This is a genomic window from Pseudonocardia nigra (assembly GCF_019396355.1).
GTDB classification, from domain to species: Bacteria; Actinomycetota; Actinomycetes; order Mycobacteriales; family Pseudonocardiaceae; genus Pseudonocardia; species Pseudonocardia nigra.
Genome location: NZ_JAHKRK010000174.1, coordinates 1 through 17,551, shown reverse-complemented (window position 1 = coordinate 17,551; position 17,551 = coordinate 1). Strand labels below are relative to the sequence as shown.

At 74.3% G+C, this 17,551-nt stretch carries 14 protein-coding genes and 2 pseudogenes; 4 read left to right on the top strand and 12 right to left on the bottom strand.

Annotation, left to right across the window (positions count from 1 at the left end; translation table 11 throughout):
• The 8 genes and pseudogenes from KME75_RS30575 to KME75_RS45235 form a co-directional block, all read right to left on the bottom strand.
• Positions 1 to 1,064, bottom strand: a 1,064-nt coding sequence (locus KME75_RS30575; RefSeq protein ID WP_219418396.1) for an MBL fold metallo-hydrolase, incomplete at its 3' end; no start/stop codon positions are given.
• 30 nt (positions 1,065 to 1,094) lie between these two features.
• The gene (locus KME75_RS46215) at positions 1,095 to 1,934 is read right to left on the bottom strand and encodes an amidohydrolase (protein WP_219418395.1); all 840 of its coding nucleotides are present in this window, start codon (positions 1,932 to 1,934) and stop codon (positions 1,095 to 1,097) included.
• A 77-nt stretch (positions 1,935 to 2,011) separates the two neighbouring features.
• A pseudogene (locus KME75_RS47010) lies at positions 2,012 to 2,614 on the bottom strand (amidohydrolase family protein); the annotation flags it as partial.
• A gap of 62 nt (positions 2,615 to 2,676) precedes the next feature.
• A complete protein-coding gene (locus tag KME75_RS30560) occupies positions 2,677 to 3,612 on the bottom strand; it encodes an oligopeptide/dipeptide ABC transporter ATP-binding protein (protein ID WP_219418391.1) in 936 nt (311 codons plus the stop codon).
• On the bottom strand, positions 3,609 to 5,411 hold the full coding sequence (locus tag KME75_RS30555; protein ID WP_246633153.1) for a dipeptide/oligopeptide/nickel ABC transporter permease/ATP-binding protein: 1,803 nt from the start codon (positions 5,409 to 5,411) through the stop codon (positions 3,609 to 3,611). The genes KME75_RS30560 and KME75_RS30555 overlap by 4 nt, the downstream gene beginning before the upstream one ends.
• Positions 5,408 to 6,382, bottom strand: a complete 975-nt coding sequence (locus KME75_RS30550) for an ABC transporter permease (RefSeq protein WP_219418390.1) — start codon at positions 6,380 to 6,382, stop codon at positions 5,408 to 5,410. Before KME75_RS30550 ends, KME75_RS30555 begins: the two co-directional genes overlap by 4 nt.
• Before the next feature lie 7 nt (positions 6,383 to 6,389).
• Positions 6,390 to 7,226 carry an ABC transporter substrate-binding protein gene (locus tag KME75_RS30545; RefSeq protein ID WP_219418388.1) on the bottom strand — a complete coding sequence of 279 codons (837 nt, stop codon included), beginning with the start codon at positions 7,224 to 7,226 and terminating at the stop codon, positions 6,390 to 6,392.
• Positions 7,223 to 7,927: an ABC transporter substrate-binding protein gene (locus KME75_RS45235; protein ID WP_219418387.1), complete on the bottom strand. Its 705-nt coding sequence runs from the start codon at positions 7,925 to 7,927 to the stop codon at positions 7,223 to 7,225. Before KME75_RS45235 ends, KME75_RS30545 begins: the two co-directional genes overlap by 4 nt.
• A 123-nt stretch (positions 7,928 to 8,050) precedes the next feature.
• Here KME75_RS45235 and KME75_RS30535 point away from each other — a divergent pair, with 123 nt between their 5' ends.
• The gene (locus KME75_RS30535; RefSeq protein WP_219418386.1) at positions 8,051 to 9,058 is read left to right on the top strand and encodes an Lrp/AsnC family transcriptional regulator; all 1,008 of its coding nucleotides are present in this window, start codon (positions 8,051 to 8,053) and stop codon (positions 9,056 to 9,058) included.
• Here the strand turns inward: KME75_RS30535 and KME75_RS30530 are convergent.
• The 3 genes from KME75_RS30530 to KME75_RS30520 all read right to left on the bottom strand — a co-directional run bounded on the left by KME75_RS30530 (position 9,050) and on the right by KME75_RS30520 (position 11,770).
• Positions 9,050 to 10,237, bottom strand: coding sequence for a M20 metallopeptidase family protein (locus KME75_RS30530; protein WP_219418385.1), 1,188 nt, complete (start codon positions 10,235 to 10,237; stop codon positions 9,050 to 9,052). The genes KME75_RS30535 and KME75_RS30530 overlap by 9 nt on opposite strands.
• Before the next feature lie 244 nt (positions 10,238 to 10,481).
• A complete protein-coding gene (locus KME75_RS30525; protein WP_219418384.1) occupies positions 10,482 to 10,700 on the bottom strand; it encodes a hypothetical protein in 219 nt (72 codons plus the stop codon).
• Between the two features lie 191 nt (positions 10,701 to 10,891).
• Positions 10,892 to 11,770 carry an alpha/beta fold hydrolase gene (locus KME75_RS30520; protein ID WP_219418382.1) on the bottom strand — a complete coding sequence of 293 codons (879 nt, stop codon included), beginning with the start codon at positions 11,768 to 11,770 and terminating at the stop codon, positions 10,892 to 10,894.
• Positions 11,771 to 11,896: 126 nt separating this feature from the next.
• Between KME75_RS30520 and KME75_RS30515 the strand changes: the two genes are divergently transcribed.
• The 3 genes from KME75_RS30515 (at position 11,897) to KME75_RS30505 (ending at position 16,708) form a co-directional block, all read left to right on the top strand.
• Positions 11,897 to 13,882: an AfsR/SARP family transcriptional regulator gene (locus KME75_RS30515; RefSeq protein WP_219418381.1), complete on the top strand. Its 1,986-nt coding sequence runs from the start codon at positions 11,897 to 11,899 to the stop codon at positions 13,880 to 13,882.
• Positions 13,883 to 14,162: 280 nt separating this feature from the next.
• Positions 14,163 to 15,860 carry an HNH endonuclease signature motif containing protein gene (locus tag KME75_RS30510; protein ID WP_308283245.1) on the top strand — a complete coding sequence of 566 codons (1,698 nt, stop codon included), beginning with the start codon at positions 14,163 to 14,165 and terminating at the stop codon, positions 15,858 to 15,860.
• Positions 15,861 to 16,261: 401 nt separating this feature from the next.
• Complete coding sequence (locus KME75_RS30505) at positions 16,262 to 16,708, top strand: hypothetical protein (protein ID WP_219418378.1); 447 nt, start codon at positions 16,262 to 16,264, stop codon at positions 16,706 to 16,708.
• Between the two features lie 215 nt (positions 16,709 to 16,923).
• Here the strand turns inward: KME75_RS30505 and KME75_RS47005 are convergent.
• Positions 16,924 to 17,268 (bottom strand): annotated as a pseudogene (locus tag KME75_RS47005) (relaxase/mobilization nuclease domain-containing protein); the annotation flags it as partial.
• Positions 17,269 to 17,551 lie beyond the last annotated feature (283 nt).

Sequence of the window (17,551 nt, the reverse complement as noted above, 5' to 3'; positions counted from 1 at the left end):
GCGGGGCGGGGGGCGCCGCCCGGCGGCTTGAGGCGCGCCGGGTTGCCGTCGTACCAGCCGCCGTAGAGCCGAGAGATGTTGCGCACCACGAACTCCGGCTCGTCGTACAGCGGCCGCAGGTACGGGCGGGCCAGGGCGGCATCGGGGACGGCCACGGTGTGCAGCACCGTGTCCAGGGTCGCGCCCTCGTTCATCAGGGCGAGGGTCCGGTCGACGAGGTCGTCGAGGACGTCGGCGACCTCGGTCAGCACCCTGCGGATGCGGTCCCGGCCGGCGATCGGGAGGCCGTGTGCGGGCAGGAACAGCTCGGCGTCCTGCGCGGCCATCGCCCGCAGGGCCGTCGCCCACTGGTCGGGGTAGCGCTGCACCTTCTGCGGGTTGCCGGCGTTGGGGAAGTTCCAGATCAGGAAGTCGCCCGCGCAGATGGCCCGGTGCGGGGGGAGCCACGCCCACGTGTGGTCGTCGGTCTCACCCTTGGCGTGGTGCAGCGCGATGTCCAGCCCGCCGACCTGCAGGTCGAGCCGGTCGGAGTAGGTGACGTCCGGCTCGGCCACGTCGTCGGGCAGGAAGCGCGGTGTGCGGGCCCCGACCGGAGGGCTGAGCTCCCCGGCGCCGATCCGCATCGCCGGGTCGCGCAGCCATCCGAACTGGCGCGCGTTGATCACCAGGTTGTACCCCGACGTCCGCCGGTAACGGTCCAACCGGCGGCCGACGTTCTCGTGGGCGGCCACCCGCGGACGCCGGTGCCCCCGCTCGGCGCCGTCCGCGAGCAGCGCCCCGCTCCCGCCGACGTGGTCCACGTGCCCGTGCGTGTAGACGAGCGTGTGCACCGGTTCGGTGCTCCAGCCCCGCAGCGCCTCGACGACCTGCGCCCCGGTCTGCGCGCCGCTCGCGTCGAACACCACCAGGCCCTCGTCGGTGCGGACCGCGACCGAGTGCGAGAACGACTCGACCACCGCGATCCCGTCCGCGACCTCGGACAGCTCCTGCGTCGTCCGGTTCACCGGCTCGTCGGCGACCCCGCTGTCGATGATCCGCGCGGACAGGCCCAACAGGTCAGCCATCGGCGTGTGCTCCATTCCTCGGGTGTCGGATCACGGCTGGACCGCCCACTGCCCGTCCACCATGACGGCGACGGCCCGCGCCCGGCGCAGGGCGTCCTCGTCGGCGGCCGCCAGGTCGACGTCCACCGCGACGAGGTCGGCGCGCTTCCCCTGCACCAGGCTCCCGGCGACGTCCTCCTCGCCGGCCAGCCACGCGCTGTCGGCCGTCATCGCCCGCAGCGCGCGGTGGACGTCGAGCCGCTGGTGCGCGCCGAGCACCTCGCCCTCCCGGGTCCGGCGCGCGACCGCGGACCAGATCGTGCGCAGCGGGTCCATCGGCGTGATCGGGCAGTCGGAGTGCAGCCCGAAGCGCTGGCCGCGCGCGTCGGCCCAGGCGAGGGCGTCGATGTCGGGGGCGCGGTCGGGGCCGAGGAACAGCCGCCGGTGCCGGTCGCCCCAGTAGTGGACGTGGTTGACGAAGAAGCTCACCCCCAGCCCGGCCTCCCGGATCGCGTCGTGGTCGGCAGGGCTCGCCACCTGGCAGTGCTCGATCCGGTGCGGCGCCGCCCCGGGCCGCTGCAACGGGCCGAGCACCCGGACGGTGGCCTCGACGGCCGCGTCGCCGTTCGCGTGCACCGCCACCTGCGCGCCCGAGGCCGCGGCCTTCCCACAGATCGTGCGGAGCGTGTCCTCGTCGTAGAGCAGCTCGCCGCGATGATCGGGCCGGCACGTGTACGGCACCCGCAGCGCCGCCGACAGGCCCTGGATCGACCCGTCCGCCCAGAACTTCGCCCCCGCCAGCCGGAACCGGCTGCCCACGGCCGGCCGGGCCTCGAACGGCTCGTCCCCGGCCAGCGCGAGGTCGCCGCGCAGGTACCCGACGACGTGCACGGGCAGCTCTCCCCCGCCGCGTCGGCCTCCCGGTAGACGTCGAGCTCCTCGGCACCGGCGGCGATGCCCACCCCGAGGTCGTGGACGGTGGTGATCCCCTGCCGGGTGGCGGCCGTGAGCGTGTCGAGCAGCGCGGCCCGCAGCTGCGCGCGGGTGGGGGCCGGGATCCGGCCGAGCACCCGGCCGAGCGCCTCGATCTCCCACAGCAGCCCGGAGAGCCGTCCGTCCGGCCCGCGGGGGAAGCGGCGATCGTCGGGGCTCACGCTCGTCTCGTCCACGCCCGCGGCGTCCAGGGCCGCGGTGTTCGCGACGGCCAGGTGCGTCGACGTGTGCACGACGACGATCGGCCGGGTCGCCGACACCGCGTCCAACTCGTCGCGGGTGGGGTGGCGGCCCTCGGCGAGCAGCGTGTCGTCGTAGCCCCAGCCCCGCACCCACCCGGTCGTGCGCCCGGCATGCCGCCGCAGCGCCTCCACCACATCCGCGATCGAGCCGCATGGCGGGGTGCGGCAGTCCGCCCAGCCCGCGGTCAGACCGGCGTAGGTCGGGTGGACGTGGGACTCGACGAGACCGGGGACGACGGTCGCGCCCGGCAGGTCGACACGCGTGACGCCGGCGCCGGCCCGCGCCAGCACCTCCTCCCGCGTCCCGACCGCCCGCACGATCCCGTCGGCGACCATCACGGCTTCGACCCGCGGCCGCGCCGGGTCCATCGTGAGGACCGCATCGGCCGTCACGACGATCACGAGGCGATCCGCAGCGGGTGGTGGCAGGCGACGCCGCCGGCGAGCAGCGGGCCCTCGGTCCGGCAGCGCGCGCCGTCATCACCGAGGCCGTGGTGAACCGCGCAGCGGGTGTGGAACGCGCACCCGGGCGGTGGGGACCGCGGGTCGGGCGGCTCGGCCACGATCTGCGGCGCCCGCACCTCGCTCCCGTCGGGGACGCTGTCGAGCAGCAGCCGCGTGTAGGGATGCTGCGGCCGCTCGAACAGCTCGTCGCGCGCCGCGAGCTCGACGACCCGGCCGAGGTACATCACCGCCACCGCGTCGCTCACGTGCCGCACCACCGTGAGGTCGTGGGAGATGAACAGCATCGTGAGACCCAGCCGCCGGCGCAGGTCGGCGAGCAGGTTGAGCACCTCGGCCTGCACGGAGCTGTCCAGCGCCGAGGTCACCTCGTCGGCGATGATCACCTCGGGTTCGACCGCCAGAGCCCTGGCGATCGCAATGCGCTGCCGCTGACCACCGGAGAACTCGTGCGGGAAGCGCGCCGCGGCGGCGGCGTCCAGCGCGACGGTCTCCAGCCACCGGGCCACGGCGTCGGCGTGCCTGCGGGCCCCGCCGCGCCGCGGGTCGATCGCCTCGGCCAGCGTCTCGCCCACGGTCATCCGCGGGTTCAGCGAGGCGTACGGGTCCTGCGGGATGAGCTGGATCCGGCGGCGCAGGGCGCGCAGCTGTGGCCCGCGCAGCGCGGTGACGTCGGCGCCGTCGAGCAGGATCCGCCCGGACTGCGGGCGCAGCAGCCCGATCAGCGTGCGTGCGAGCGTCGACTTGCCCGACCCCGACTCCCCCACCAGGCCCACCGTGCGGCCCTGCTCCAGCTCGAGATCGACCGCGTGCAGGATCGGGGTGCCGCGGTAGCCGGCGGTGACCTCCGATGCAGCGAGCACGGGCGTCATGCCGCCTCCTCCCAGTCCGGGGCGTGGCAGGCCACGCCGTCGCGCAGCACGGGGCGCGTGCTGCGGCAGGCGTCGCGCACGATCGGGCACCGGTCGGCGAACACGCACCCCTCCGGCCGGTGCGCGGGCTCCGGTGGGCGCCCCGGGACCGCGGTCAGCCGCGCGACGTTCTCGTGCAGCTTCGGCGTCGCCGCGAGCAGCGCCTTCGTGTACGGGTGGCGGGCTTTGCCCGCGCGCAGCGCGTCGGCGGTGAGCTCCTCGACGACCCGGCCCGCGTACATCACCAGCACCCGGTGGCACAGGGCCGACACCACGCCGATGTCGTGAGAGATGAACAGCACGGCGGTCCCGTCCCGCTCGTTGATCTCCTTGAGCAGCGCCAGCACGTCGGCCTGCACGGTGACGTCGAGCGCGGTGGTCGGCTCGTCGGCGATCAGCAGCTTCGGCCGGGTCAGCAGCGCCGAGGCGATCATCGCGCGCTGCCGCATCCCGCCGGAGAGCTCGTGCGGGTACTGGCCCAGCCGCAGGTCCGGGCTCGTCACGCGCACCGCGGCCAGCTGCTCGGTCGCCCGCCGCCGCGCCTCCTCCCGGCCCACGCCCAGGTGCACCCGCAGCGCCTCCGTGAGCTGGCCGCCGAGCCGCAGCGCGGGGTTGAACGACGACGACGGGTCCTGGTAGACGATGCCGATCTCGGTGGCGAGCCGCCTGTTGTCGGTCGCGGTGAGCAGGTCCAGGTCGCCGAGCCGGGCCGTGACGGCGTCGGCGTGCAGTTCGTCGGGGAGCAGCCGGGCCACGGCCATCGCCGTGACGCTCTTGCCCGACCCCGACTCCCCGACGACGCCGACGATCTCGCCGTGGTCGATGCCGAACGAGACGTCCTCGATCAGCCTGCTGCCGCCGGGCGCGGTGACCGTGAGCCTGTCGACCTGCAGCAGCGCGCCGGACGCCGCCGCGGGGACCGCCCGCACGGCCGTGGCCCGCGGCCTGCGGACGACCGCACGGGTACGCGGGTGGACCGCGGCCGCCAGCCCGTCGCCGACGAGCCCGGCGCACAACCCGGTGAGCGCGATCGCGACCGCGGGCCCGACCGCCTCGGCGGGGTTCGTGTACAGGCTGGTGAGGCCGGTGCCGAGCAGGCTGCCCCAGTCGTACTGCGGCGGCTGCACGCCGAGGCCGAGGAACGACAGCCCGGACAGGGCCGTGAGGATGCTCGCGAAGGCCACCGAGACGAGGATCAGCAGCGGCTCGGCCATGTTCGGCAGCAGGTGCCTGCGCATCAGCCGCCACCGGGGCACGCCGAGCAGCCGCGACATCGCCACGAAGTCGCGCCCGGCCACGGACGCCGCGAGGTTCGCGGTCAGGCGGGCGAACGTCGGGCTGCCGGCGATGCCGATCGCCACCACGGTGGCCGTCGGACCGGCGCCGAGGATCGCCACGACGATCAGCGCGAGGATGATCGACGGGTAGGACACCAGCACGTCGATCACGCGCAGCCCCAGCTCGCGCACCCGCGGCCCGCTGAGCCACACCGCGGAGCCGAGCAGGATGCCCGCCGACACCGCGAGCGCGGTCGCGGCCAGCGTCGTGAGGATCGTCAGCCGGGTGGCCGCGAGCGTGCGGGCCAGCACGTCCCGGCCCAGCGCGTCGGTGCCCAGCCAGTGCTCCGCGGACGGCCCGGTGCGCGCCGCGCCGCCGAGGGCGTCCGCGGCGTCACCCCAGATCATCGGCCCGATCACGGCGAGCACGGCCACGACGCCCAACCCGGTGAGCCCCGTGACGAGCGTTCGGTTGGTCCTCAAGCCTCGGCCCTCCCGGTGAGCGTGCGCGGGTCGAGCAACCCGAGCAGAACGTCGACGATCAGGTTGAGCAGCGTGGCGATGACGCCGAGGGTGAGCACGATGCCCTGGATCACCGCGTAGTCGCGGTGGGCGATGGCCTCCACGACCTTGGTGCCGAGCCCCGGCCAGGCGAAGACGTTCTCGACGATCACCGTGCCGCCCAGCAGGCTCGCCAGCAGCAGCCCGCCCATGGTGAGCGTGCTCGTCAGCAGGTTCGGCAGGGCGTGGCGGCCGTAGCGGCGCAGCGCCGACAGCCGCCGCCCGCGGGCCGTGCGCAGGTAGTCGCTGCCGAGTACGGCGGCGGTCTCCCGGCGCACGATGCGGGCCATCGTGCAGGTCGGGGCCAGCGCCACGGCGGCGATCGGCAGGATCAGCGCGGAGACGGTGGCCGCGCCCGCCGCGGGCAGCAGGCCCAGCCCGACGGCGAACACCAGCACCAGCAGCGTGCCGACGATGTACTCGGGCACCGCGCCCGCCAGGCTGGTGACGACCGTGAAGCCGCTGTCCAGCCGCCGCCACCGGCCGCTGCGGCCGGCCACGGCCACCGCCATGCCCAGCGGCACCGACACCAGCAGCACGACGAGCACGGCGGGCAGCGCCAGCTCCACGGTGAACGGCAGCCGCGACGTGATCACCTGCGCCACCGGCTCGCCGGTCTGGAACGAGGTGCCGAGGTCACCGCGCAGCAGGCCGCCGACGTAGCGGGCGAACTGCTCGAACAGCGGCAGGTCCAACCCGAGCCGCGCGCGGGTCTCGGCGACCTGCTCGGGCGTGGCGTCCGGGCCCGCCACGGTGCGCGCCGGGTCGCCGGGGATCAGCTGGATGATCAGAAACGTCGCGACCACCAGCACCACCATGACCGCGACGACGCCGCCCAGCCTGCGGGCGGCGAAGCGCAACCAGGGGGACCGGGTTCCTGCTGCCGTCGTCATCGGCCCCTCAGTTCGGGATCGCCAGCGTGGCGATGTCGACGAACTGACCCGGGCTCGCCGCCGTGGCGCGCTCGTCGAACACGTAGGTCACCACCGCCGACGTCAGCGGCACCGCGTCGACCCGCTCCAGCAGCGCCCGCTGCGCCTGCGCCCAGGCGTCGCACTTGGCGGGCCCGTCGGGCGTCGCCAACGCCGTGGCCATGGCGGCCGCGAACTCGGGGTTCTCGACGCCGCCGACGTTGCGGCCGTTCGGGGCCGCCGGGCCGGCGAAGAGGGTGGCGGCCGCCGTCACCGTGTTGGTGAGGTTGAGGTGCGGGAAGACGGTGACGTCCCAGTCGCCCTGGTTGCCCATCACGTCCGAGGCCCAGGTGGCGTTGTCGGTGTTCTTGAGCTCCACCTGCGCGCCCGCCTGCTGCAGCGCTGCCTGCACGTAGGCGTTGCCCGCGCCACCGGCCACCGCGTTCGTGCCGACGAGCTTCAGCGTCATCCCCGACAGCACCGACGCGGCGGCCTGCGGGTCGGCGGGCACGAGCAGCGCCGGGTCCGTGCTCACGCATGGCGCGGTGGCGGGGGCGATGCTGGTCATCGGCTCGCCCTTGCCGCGGGCCGCCGCGTCGTTGAACGCCGCGACGTCGATCGCCTGGGCGATCGCCCGGCGCACCTCGACGTCGGCCGTGGGCCGGCCGGGCCGTTCGTTGAACACGAGCATGAAGTTGATGATCGGCGAGGTGACCGTGGTGAACCCGTCCCCGCCGAAGCGGTCGGCGTCCGGGCCGGTCAGCGGCGCGTAGTTGATCGCTCCGGTCGTGATCTGGTTGGCGATCGTGCTCTCGTTCTGGATCACGTTCGCGACGAGCGTGGCGGCCGCCGCCCGTCCGGCATCTCCGAGTAGGCGGGTTCGACCGTGTAGTCGGAGCGGGCGGTGAACATGTAGCTCGCGCCGCGCTGCGCCGCGCCGAGCGTGTACGGGCCGGTGCCCGGCGCCTGCCCGGCCTGCAGCGCGGCCTCGTCGGTGGAGCAGGCGATCCCGGCCTGCGGGATGACCAGGCCGTAGAGCAGGTCCGACCACGGCGCGCCGAGCTGGACGGTCATCGTGCCCGCGGCGTCGTCGGCCGTGATCGTGGCCCCCCCGGGCCCGAAGACCTGGGGTGCCGACGGCGCGGCGGCCGGACCGGCGAAGCGCTGCAGCGAGGCCGCGGCGATGCTCGGAGTCAGCGGCGTCCCGTCGGAGCAGGTGACGTCGTCGCGCAGGGTGAAGACCGCGCCATCCGGGGACACCTCCCACGACTCGGCCAGCCCCGGGAGGACCTCGTCGCCCTCCCGGCGCACCAGCGTCTCGTACAGCAGGCCCGCCACCTGGTAGTCCGACGCGGCGCTGCCCTTGGCCGGGTCGAAGGTGTTGGGGTCCGAGGTGAGCGCCATCGTGAGCGTGTCGGCCGTCGCCGCGCCGGGGCCTCCGCCCGAACCCGTGGTGGCGCAGCCCGCCAGCAGGGCGGCCGTCAGGGAAGCGGCCAGAACGGCCGTCGAGCGGATGGACCGTGCCATGCGATCTCCTGGGTCTCTCCGACGTTGGAGTGGGTGGCAACAGGATCGGCAGCGCGAGACGACACCGGCTCGGATCGCACGAAGCAGCCGTTCTCCTCGGATCTGTGCAAGGATCGGCCACATATGGACGAGCTGGATCTCGCTCTCATCAACGCCGTGCAGCTGAACCCCCGTGCGCCCTGGGCCGAGGTCGCGGCGTCGCTCGGCGTGGACCCGGCCACCGTGTCCCGGCGGTGGGCCCGGCTGTCCGCCACGGGCTCGGCCTGGGTGACCTGCTATCCCGGCCCGAACCAGCTGCCCTTCGGGTGCCTCGCGCTGGTGGAGGTGGACTGCGTCGCAGGTGGTGTCGAGGAGCTCGCCGACGAGCTCGCGGGCGACGCGCACGCGCTGACCGTGGAGATCCAGACCGGCGCGCGCGACCTGCTGCTGACGGTGTCCACCGACGGCCTGGACGCGCTGTCGAAGTACGTGATGCGCCGGATCGGGCGGCTCCCGCAGGTGCGGGCCACCCGGACCATCCTCGTGACCCGCCCGTACCACGAGGCCAGCCGGTGGCGGCTGGACGCGCTGGACCCGGAACAGCGCACGGCGCTGGGCGGACGGCGCCGCCGCGTCGGCCCGGCCCCGATCTCCGCCGACGACCGGCGGCTCATGCTGGAGCTCGGGGCGGACGGGCGCACGTCGATCGCCGACCTGAGCACTCGCACCGGGTTACCGGGCAGCACGGTGCGACGCAGGCTGGAGCATCTCGTCGGCACGGGGCGGGCCGTGCTGCGCTGCGACCTGGCGCCCGCGCTCGCCGGATGGCGGACGCAGGCCATGCTGTGGCTGACCGTGCCGCCGTCGCAGGTCGACGCCACCGCGGCCGAGCTGGTCAAACTGCCGGAGACCCGCGCCTGCTTCCCCGTGGCGGGGCCGGTGGAGCTGGGCCTCTCGATCTGGTTGCACGGCCTGGCCGACCTGCGCCGCTTCGAGGAGGAGCTGACCGTGCGGTGCCCCGGTCTGCGAGTGGTGGACCGCGCGGTGACGACGCGGGTGGTCAAGCGGGTGGGGCGGCTGCTGGACGAGCAGGGCCGCTCCGTCGGCCACGTCCCGATGGACCTGTGGCGGTCCCCCGTCCCGTCAGGCTGACAGGCGCCGCACGGCGAGCTCCGCGTACAGGGCCGCCCCGTCGGCCAGCACCGCGTCGTCGAACCGCGCTTCGGCCGAGTGGTTGTAGGCGGCCGCAGCCGGGTCGCGGTCGGTGGGACAGGCGCCGAGGGCGACGAACGCACTGGGGATCTCGTTGCCGACGAAGGAGAAGTCCTCCGAGCCGGCGAACGCCCTCGGCGACACGCGGTAGCGCTCCTCGCCGTAGACCTCGCGCACCGTGCGGCCCACCAGCTCCGCCTCGGCGTCGTCGTTCACGGTCAGCGGGTAGTCGACGAGGTAGTCCACGTCCACGTCCAGGCCGTGCCCGCTCGCGATGCCGCGCAGCAGCTCGACCGCAGCGTCCTTGACCCGCCCCTGCGACGCCGCGGAGAACGACCGGACGGTACCCTCGAACGACACCTCGTCGGGGATGACGTTGTCGGCGGTCCCGCCCTGGATCCTCCCGATCGTCACGATCACCGGGTCGAACGCGTCGATGCGCCGGGTCACCATCGTCTGCAGCGCCAGCACCATCTCGCAGGCCGCCGGGATCGGGTCCCTGGCCAGGTGCGGGCTCGACCCGTGGCCGCCCGCGCCCCGCACCGTCACCCGCAGCCGGTCCGCGGCCGCCATGATCGGTCCGCCCCGGGAGACGAACATGCCCTGGGGCAGGAGCGACGACACGACGTGCAGCGCGTACGCGGCCACGGGGCGCTCGCCCGCGGCGTCCAGCACGCCGTCCTCCAGCATGATCCGGGCGCCGCCCGCCCCCTCCTCCCCCGGCTGGAACATGAACACCACGTTCCCGGCCAGGCTGTCCCGCCGGTCCGTCAGCAGCCGAGCGGCGCCGGTGAGCATCGCGGTGTGCAGGTCGTGCCCGCACGCGTGCATGCGGCCGTCGAACCGCGAGACCGGTCCGTCGCCGCGCTCCGCGACCGGGAGCGCGTCCATGTCGGCGCGCAGCAGCACCGTCGGGCCCTCGGTCGCGCCGCGCAGCACCGCCGTGACCGACCTCAGCCGCTCGCCGGTGCGTACCTGAAGCGGCAGCCCGTCCAGACCCGCCAGCACCTTCTCCTGCGTCCGGGGCAGGTCGAGGCCCAGCTCCGGCTCCCGGTGCAGCTCGTGGCGGAGCCGGACGAGCTCGTCCTGCAGATCGGCCGCCGCGTCCCGCAGTGTCATGTGCGTCTCCTGTCCCGCGCGCGTTGGAGGCCGATCTTTCGCGCTGCTGCCCGGCGTCCGGCCCGATCTGCACGAAACCGCCGCCACGCCCGGTGCCTGCGCACGAATCAGGTGGCCCGCCGCCGACGCCCGCGTCCGGTCGCGCCCCGACCGCGGGGCGATGGGAACGTGCTCGTTCCGCACACACCGGCACCGCCACGGGGGACGTACGTGAAGGAGCCCGCGGTTTGTGTGACCGTCCGCGTCAGCCTCGCGATCGGTCGTCAGTTTCCACGACCTGCGTCGCGCCGCGCTTCGCGAAGGCGGCCCAGAGGTTGAAGGCGACGATGGCGATTCCGATCGCGGCCCAGAGCCAGACGAACGGGGTGTCGAACCCGATCTGAACGACACCAAAGATCACGATCGCGACCCCGGCGATGGCGCCGACCACCGCGGCCGGCTTGGACGGACGGATACGCGCCACGATTCCCCCCAGAGCGTGTCGGACGTCGCTGTTCGCGGATCCTGTGCCCGGTCCCCCACGGATTCGGAACGCCGGTATCGACCTGCCCGGGCCGGGAAGGGGATAACCCGAAGGCGGAGGGGCGTCGAAAGCCACCTCGACATTGCCCCATTCGCTGCTACGGCGACGGGCATTCGGCGCAGCAGGGGATCTCAGCGGGCCAACAGGTCGCGGAGCTCCGTGACCACGTCGGCGGCGGCCTCCTCGGCCATGAAGTGTCCAGACGTGACTGTGACGTGCCGGAGGTCCGGAGCCCAGGCCCGCCACAGCACGGTGGCGTCGTACCCGAGGGTGGCGCCCCAGTCCTGCTGGAGCACCGTGACCGGCATGCGCAGCTGCGTGCCGTTCTTCCGGTCGGCCCGGTCGTGGTCGGCGTCGATGCCGGCCGACGCCCGGTAGTCGGCCACGATGGAGGTCACCGCGCCCCGGCAGGCATCCAGATAGGCGGCGCGGACGTCGCCGGGGATCGCCAGCGGGTCGGTGGCCCAGGTGTCGAGAAAGTGGCCGAAGAACGCATCCGCGCTCGCGGCGATCATCTGCTCGGGCAGGCCCGGGGGCTGGGCCATCAGATAGAGGTGGAACCCGACAGCGGCGGTGGTGCCGTGCATCGCCTCCCACATGTCGAGGGTCGGCAGCACGTCGAGGCACGCCAGGTGCGTGATCACCTCCGGGTGGTCGAGCGCGGCACGGAAGGCGACCAGTGCGCCGCGGTCGTGCCCGGCCAGGGCGAAGCGCTCATGCCCCAGTGCGCGGGCGAGGGCGATGACGTCCTCGCCCATCGTGCGCTTGGCGTAGGTCGTCGGGCCGGACTCCTCGGGCTTGTCGCTGGCCCCGTAGCCGCGCAGGTCGGGGCAGATCACGGTGTGATCGGCCACGAGGTCGGCGGCGACGTGCCGCCACATCAGGTGGGTCTGCGGGAAGCCGTGCAGCAGCACGACCGCCGGCCCCGAGCCGCCCATGGCCGCGTGCAGCGACACGCCGTCGGCGACGGGGACGCGCTGGTGGTCGAATCCGGCGATGACAGGCGCCATGGTCCGTTCCTTTCCTGGACGAGCAAGGCCCCGAGCCTGCCGGGCGCGGATGAGTATCGGATCAGCGCGCGCTCTAGCGTGACCGCGGTACTGGGCAGGAGATGGCGGGCGCAAGGACGGTCGAGGATGCAGGTCGCGTTCGGGGTGCTGGGGTCGGTGCTGGCCTGGGACGGCGCCGGGAACGCGATCGCGTTGAAGGGGCCGCGGCATCGCGCCGTGGTGGCGCGGCTGATCGTCGCCCGCGGCCGCGTCGTCCCGGTCACCCGGCTGGTCGAGGACCTGTGGGCCGACCCGCCCGCCGACGCCGTGAGCGCGCTGCGCACCTTCGTGGCCGCGCTGCGGCGCGCCCTGGAACCCGAACGCCCGCCGCGCGCCGCACCGCGGCTGCTGGTCACCGAAGGGCCGGGCTATGCGCTCCGGACCCACGCGGACGCGGTGGACGCGTGGCGTTTCGAGCGCGTCGCGACCGCCACCGCGACGCTGCCGCCCGCCGAGGTGCCTGCCCGGCTGAACGAGGCGCTGGGGTGGTGGCGCGGACCCGCCTACGCCGATTTCGCCGACGAGCCCTGGACGCGGGCCGAGCGCTCCCGGTTGGCGGAGCTGCGACTGCAGGCCGTCGAGCGCCGGGCCGAGGCCCGCCTGGCGCTGGGCCTGGCCGCCGAGACCGTGCCGGATCTCGACGCACACGTGGCCGAGCACCCCTGGCGGGAGAACGCTTGGGCGTTGCTGGCCCTCGCGCTGTACCGCACCGGCCGTCAGGGCGACGCCCTCGCGGTGCTGCGGCGGGCACGCACGCTCCTGGTGGAGCAGCTGGGCGTGGACCCGGGCCCCGAGCTGCGCCGCCTGGAGGTGGACGTCCTCCAGCAGGCCGAGCATCTCGACCCGGAACCGGGCGGCGCGGCCGGGCGGGTCTGGGCCCAGGCCACCGCCGCCTACGACCGGACGGTCGCGGCCGGGTCCCGCGCTCGCCTGGAGTTGACGGTGGGCCTGCTGCGCAACCTGGCCGTCACCGGGGGCAGCGGACTGCAGGTGGCCCGCGAGCATCGTCCGGCCGCGATCGCCGCCGCCGAGGAGCTGGGGGACGTGGAGCTGGTCACCCGCGTCATCGGCTCGTACGACGTCTCGGCGATCTGGACCCGCTGCGACGACCCCGACCAGGCGGCACGGGTGGTCGCGGCCGCCGATCGGGCGCTGGCCGCCCTGCCTCCCACCGGACACGACGCCGCCCGGGCGCGACTGCTGACCACCGTCGCGCTGGAGTCACGCGGCACCCGCTCGGCACGCCCGGCCCGCGCCGCGCAGGAGGCCGAGCACATCGCCCGCGAGCTCGGCGATCCCGCGCTGCTGGCGTTCGCCCTCAACGGCGTGTTCATGCAGTCCTTCCCACATGCCGGGCTGGCCCCGCGCCGGGACAGGACCGGGGCCGAGCTGATCGCCTTGGCCGCCCGGCACGATTTGGTCACCTACGAGGTGCTCGGGCACCTCATCCGCCTCCAGGCCCGCAGCGCGCTGGCCGACTTCGACGGCGCCGACCACCACGCCGCCGCCGCGGACCGGCTGGCCGAACGCAACGAGCTGCCGCTGGTGGCGGTGTTCACGCAGTGGTACCGGGTGCTGCGGCTCGCCGCGATCGGGCGAGCACCGGTGGCAGAGGCCGAAGCGGCCTACCGGGAGGCCGCCGCCGGGCTGGACGGCGCCGGGATGCCCGGCCTGCAGGACGGCCTGCTGCCGCTTGCGCTGCTGTGCCTGCGACTGACCAACGCCCTCCCAGCCCAGACCGACGACGGCACCGGCTGGGGGCCGTACGGACCTTGGGCCCGTCCGCTGGTGCTCCTGGCCCGAGGCCGCTCCGACGAGGCCGCCGCGGCGCTGTGCACCGTCCTCGACCCGCCCCGCGACCTGCTGTTCGAAGCCCTGTGGTGTCTCACCGCGCGGGCGGCCGTCGCGGTGGGCGACCGGGAAGCGATGGAGCGGGCCCACGCCGCGCTCACGCCCGCGGCCGGCGAGCTGGCCGGGGCGGGCAGCGGGCTGCTCACCCTCGGCCCGGTGTCCCGATACCTGGACGACCTCGCCACCGCCCTTTCCGCCCGAGATGCCGGCGGTGGGTGGTGAACGGCAGGCCCAACCGGTGCGCCACCGCCTGCTGAGGGCACGCCGCGCAGGGACCGCAGGACCGCGAAGATCACCGGAATGAACGCGTCAGATGGCCGCCGGCCGGGGCGGCGCACCATTCGCCGCAGGAGCGCCACCGGAGACCGCAAGACGTCGACGCCCTCAAAAAAGCACGGGTAGAATCAAACATGTGTTCGAGCCGCCGGTCGACGATCCCCCGTGGACGAGGACTGGTGGGCGGCCCTGGAGGCGCTCGAGGAACAGGGGGGAGATCCCGTTGGTGCAGCTGCTCGAGCAGTTGCCCGCCGATCTGCTGGATCTCCCCGCGCCGATCGAGGACGGTGGGGTCGAGTGGCATCCCAGGATGGACCGTGCACCCGTCGCGGAGTTCACCGTGGCCCGGGTGCAACCCTCCGGGCTACTTGCGCTCGATCTCGATTCCTCGACCGCCGCCCCGTCCGGGATGTCCGACGCCGGGCTGATCGACTCGATCACCGCGTTCGACCGGGTCGCGGCGTGGGCCCAGGCCCGGCAGGCGCAGCTGCTGGCCGAGTTCGCCCGCCGCCGCCCCGGCGACGCCGGCGACCTCGCCATGTCGGACAAGGCCTCCGGGGTGAGCCGGTACGCCCCCGACGAGATCGGGCTGGCGTTGCATCTGTCCCGCGGCACCGCGAAGGCCCGGCTGTCCGAGGCGGTGCGGCTGGACGCCGAACTGGCCGGTGCGCGGCAGGTGTGGGAGGACGGGCTGATCGACCAGCCGAAAGTCCGCGCGATCTGCGACGCCACCCAGTATTTGACCCCGGAGCAGGCGAGCGCGGTGCAGGACCGCGTCCTCGTCCGCGCCGCCGGACAGACCCTCGCCCAACTGCGGGCCGCGCTCGCCCGGACGGTGATCGCGGCCGACCCGCAGGGCGCCAACGACCGCCACAAGCAGGCCCGCAAGGACCGCCGGGTCGTGGTCGGCGACGAAAAGGACGGGATGGCGGCGCTGTGGGCACTGCTGTCCGCGCCCGACGCCCACTCCGCCTACCAGTGGCTCACCCGGCTCGCCCGCGGCCTCGGCTCCGAGGATGCACGCGGGATGGATGCCCGCCGCGCCGACCTGCTGGTCGCGCTGTTGACCGGGCAGATCACCTACGCCCGCACCACCGACCACCCCGACGCCCAGCCCGACGACGTCGAGGCCGAGGCCGACGGCACCGCCGACCGGGACGCCTGCGAACGAGCCGAGGCAGACGAGGGCGAGCCCACTGACACCGAGCCGACCGACACCGGCAGCGTTGACGGCACTGACGGCGAGGGAGCCGAGCGCGCCGACACCAGCCCCGGCTCGACAGCATGCTCCGGGCCCGTGCCGCGGCCGGTCGCCCCCGGCAAGCCGTTGATCCAGATCGTGATGCCGCATTCCACCCTGCTCGGTGCCGATGACCAACCGTGCGAGCTGGTCGGCTATGGGCCCGTCCCCGCCGATCTCGCCCGGGAGATCGCCGCCGACGCCGTCTGGCACCGCCTGGTCACCGACCCCCTGTCCGGGGCACTACTCGACTACGGCCGCATTACCTACCGACCCCCGGCGGCGCTCGCCGACTTCGTCCGCGCCCGCGACGTCACCTGCCGGCACCCCATCTGCCGCCGCCGGGCCCTGGACGCCGAGCTCGACCACATCGTCCCGTTCCCCGAGGGAGCCACCGCCGAGAAGAACCTGATGGACGGCTGCGTCCACCACCACAAGCTGAAACACCGCCCCGGCTGGCAGGTCGTCGCCCACGCCGACGGCCGCATCGAATGGATCACCCCCACCGGGCACAGCTATTGCAGCGAACCGTTCGACTACCGCCCCGAACCACCACCTCCACCGTCGAAAGCAGCAGCGGTAGCTCCGCCGGACCCGCCCCCGAGCCCGCGCGCCGACCCCTGGACCGCACCCGGCGCCCTCGAGGAGCGCGCCGGAGCCGACAGCGATGCGCCGCCCTTCTGACCCAGGGCCGCGAGAGGCACGGCCGGTCCGCGCGGTCCGGCACGCGCCGTTCCATCGGGCACCCCCACGCTCAGCGCTGCTGACGCCGGCCCTGATCGGTTCGCTCACCCTCGCCAGCGGGCCACAACGGCCACCGGTCGCAGTCCTGATCGGGGAGGGATTGGCGACCGGCGTCAAGACGCCGGGGGCGAAGACCGCTAAGCGCCTCGACCTCGCCTGCGACCTCCCCTGCGGCGGTGGCTCACTCAGCCACGCCGACGACGTGGCGCCCGCGAGTTCGCGGGCACCGTCCCGGACCGCACCGGCCCGGGAACATCAGGACCGAAGCCCGATCCCAGGCGGTACGGTCGGACCGTGAGCATCGCTGCCGGGCACCACGCCACCGTGCAGAGGCCGCTCACGTGAGGTCGCCCCGCACGCTGGTGGTCGGCGCGCTGCTCGGGGTCGTCGTGGTCCTCGCCGCGGGAAGTCAGGGAGCCGCCCGCTTCACCGGCCTGCGCTGGGTCCCTGACTGGCGCCCGAACGCGCCGCCACCGCCGTCGCGGCCGCCCCAGCCGTCGCAAGTTCCGCCGCCGACGGCGTCGCCGCCGGCCGCGCAGAGCACCGGCGGGTCGCTCGACCTGACCCAGATCCTGCTGTGGGTCGCCGTCGGGATCGCCGCGCTCCTCGCCGCCGTGCTCCTGTGGCGTTGGCTCACGCGGCGCCCGCCCCGATCGACGGCCGGTCTCCGGGCCGTCGGCCCGCTCGGCACGGCGCCGCCGCCGGAACCGGAGCCCGCCCCCGAGCCCGAGCCGGAACCGGAGCCGCCGGTGCTGCGCCGAGACCTTGTAGCCGAGCGGATCACCTGACGGCGCCGGCCGCAGCTCAACCAGATAGCCGGCCTCCTCCAACGCGGCCACGAAGCTCCCGGCCCATCAGCGGCGACCGCGGCCGCCCGCACCGCGCGCATCAGCTCCACCCGCGCCGGCCCCCGCCCCTGACGACGCCCCTTCTCGATCTCCCCGCGACCCGGCGCGCGCGCCGCGGTCCCGTCAGCAGGAGCCGTGATCGTCAACCCGAGCCGGCGCTCGATCCGCCGGGCCGCCTCCCGCAGCCGAGGAAAGTGCCGGCTCGGCCAGAACCGCCGGCACCTGTCCTGCCGCACCAGCACCACCGCGATGTGCACGTGATCATCCGCGTGGCGCACCGCGACCCATCGCGGCCCGCCCGCGTCGTTCCGCGCGGCAACGCCGGCGCCGTCCAGCAACTCCCGCACGACCGATGCCCAGTCGGCATCCGTCTGCACCCGGTCCCCAGCCGCCACCCGCGCCGAGCAGTGCCAGACATACCCGCGCTTCCCCTCGGCGTCGCCCTCCGGAAGGCCTGCTGCGACGGCAGGCGCCCGGAGCGCACGAATCAGCGGCCCCAACTCCAGATCGAACTGTTAGCGGTGCGACGCGCGCATGGTCGCTCCACACCGCCAGAGTCGCCAGCTGGGACAGGCGGGACGCCAGTTGGACGTGCTCCTGCGCTCGCCCGGGCTCAGCGGCGCCGCCAGAAGCATCGCTTCTGACATATCTCGCTCCATCCGGCGCGTATTCGATCAGATGCGAATTCGAGACGGTTTGCTGTGCGATCCACAGCGTCACGGGTGATCGCGGGCTGACCAGCAGCGACTCAGGGCTGGTGCGGTCGATGATGCCACCGCTGCC

Coding starts and splice junctions, on each gene's coding strand:
- KME75_RS30530 (WP_219418385.1), bottom strand. CDS start 10,237: ATGACACTGCGGGACGCGGCGGCCGATCTGCAGGACGAGCTCGTCCGG.
- KME75_RS30535 (WP_219418386.1), top strand. CDS start 8,051: ATGGACGAGCTGGATCTCGCTCTCATCAACGCCGTGCAGCTGAACCCC.
- KME75_RS30550 (WP_219418390.1), bottom strand. CDS start 6,382: ATGACGACGGCAGCAGGAACCCGGTCCCCCTGGTTGCGCTTCGCCGCC.
- KME75_RS30560 (WP_219418391.1), bottom strand. CDS start 3,612: ATGACGCCCGTGCTCGCTGCATCGGAGGTCACCGCCGGCTACCGCGGC.
- KME75_RS30520 (WP_219418382.1), bottom strand. CDS start 11,770: ATGGCGCCTGTCATCGCCGGATTCGACCACCAGCGCGTCCCCGTCGCC.
- KME75_RS30515 (WP_219418381.1), top strand. CDS start 11,897: ATGCAGGTCGCGTTCGGGGTGCTGGGGTCGGTGCTGGCCTGGGACGGC.
- KME75_RS45235 (WP_219418387.1), bottom strand. CDS start 7,927: ATGGCACGGTCCATCCGCTCGACGGCCGTTCTGGCCGCTTCCCTGACG.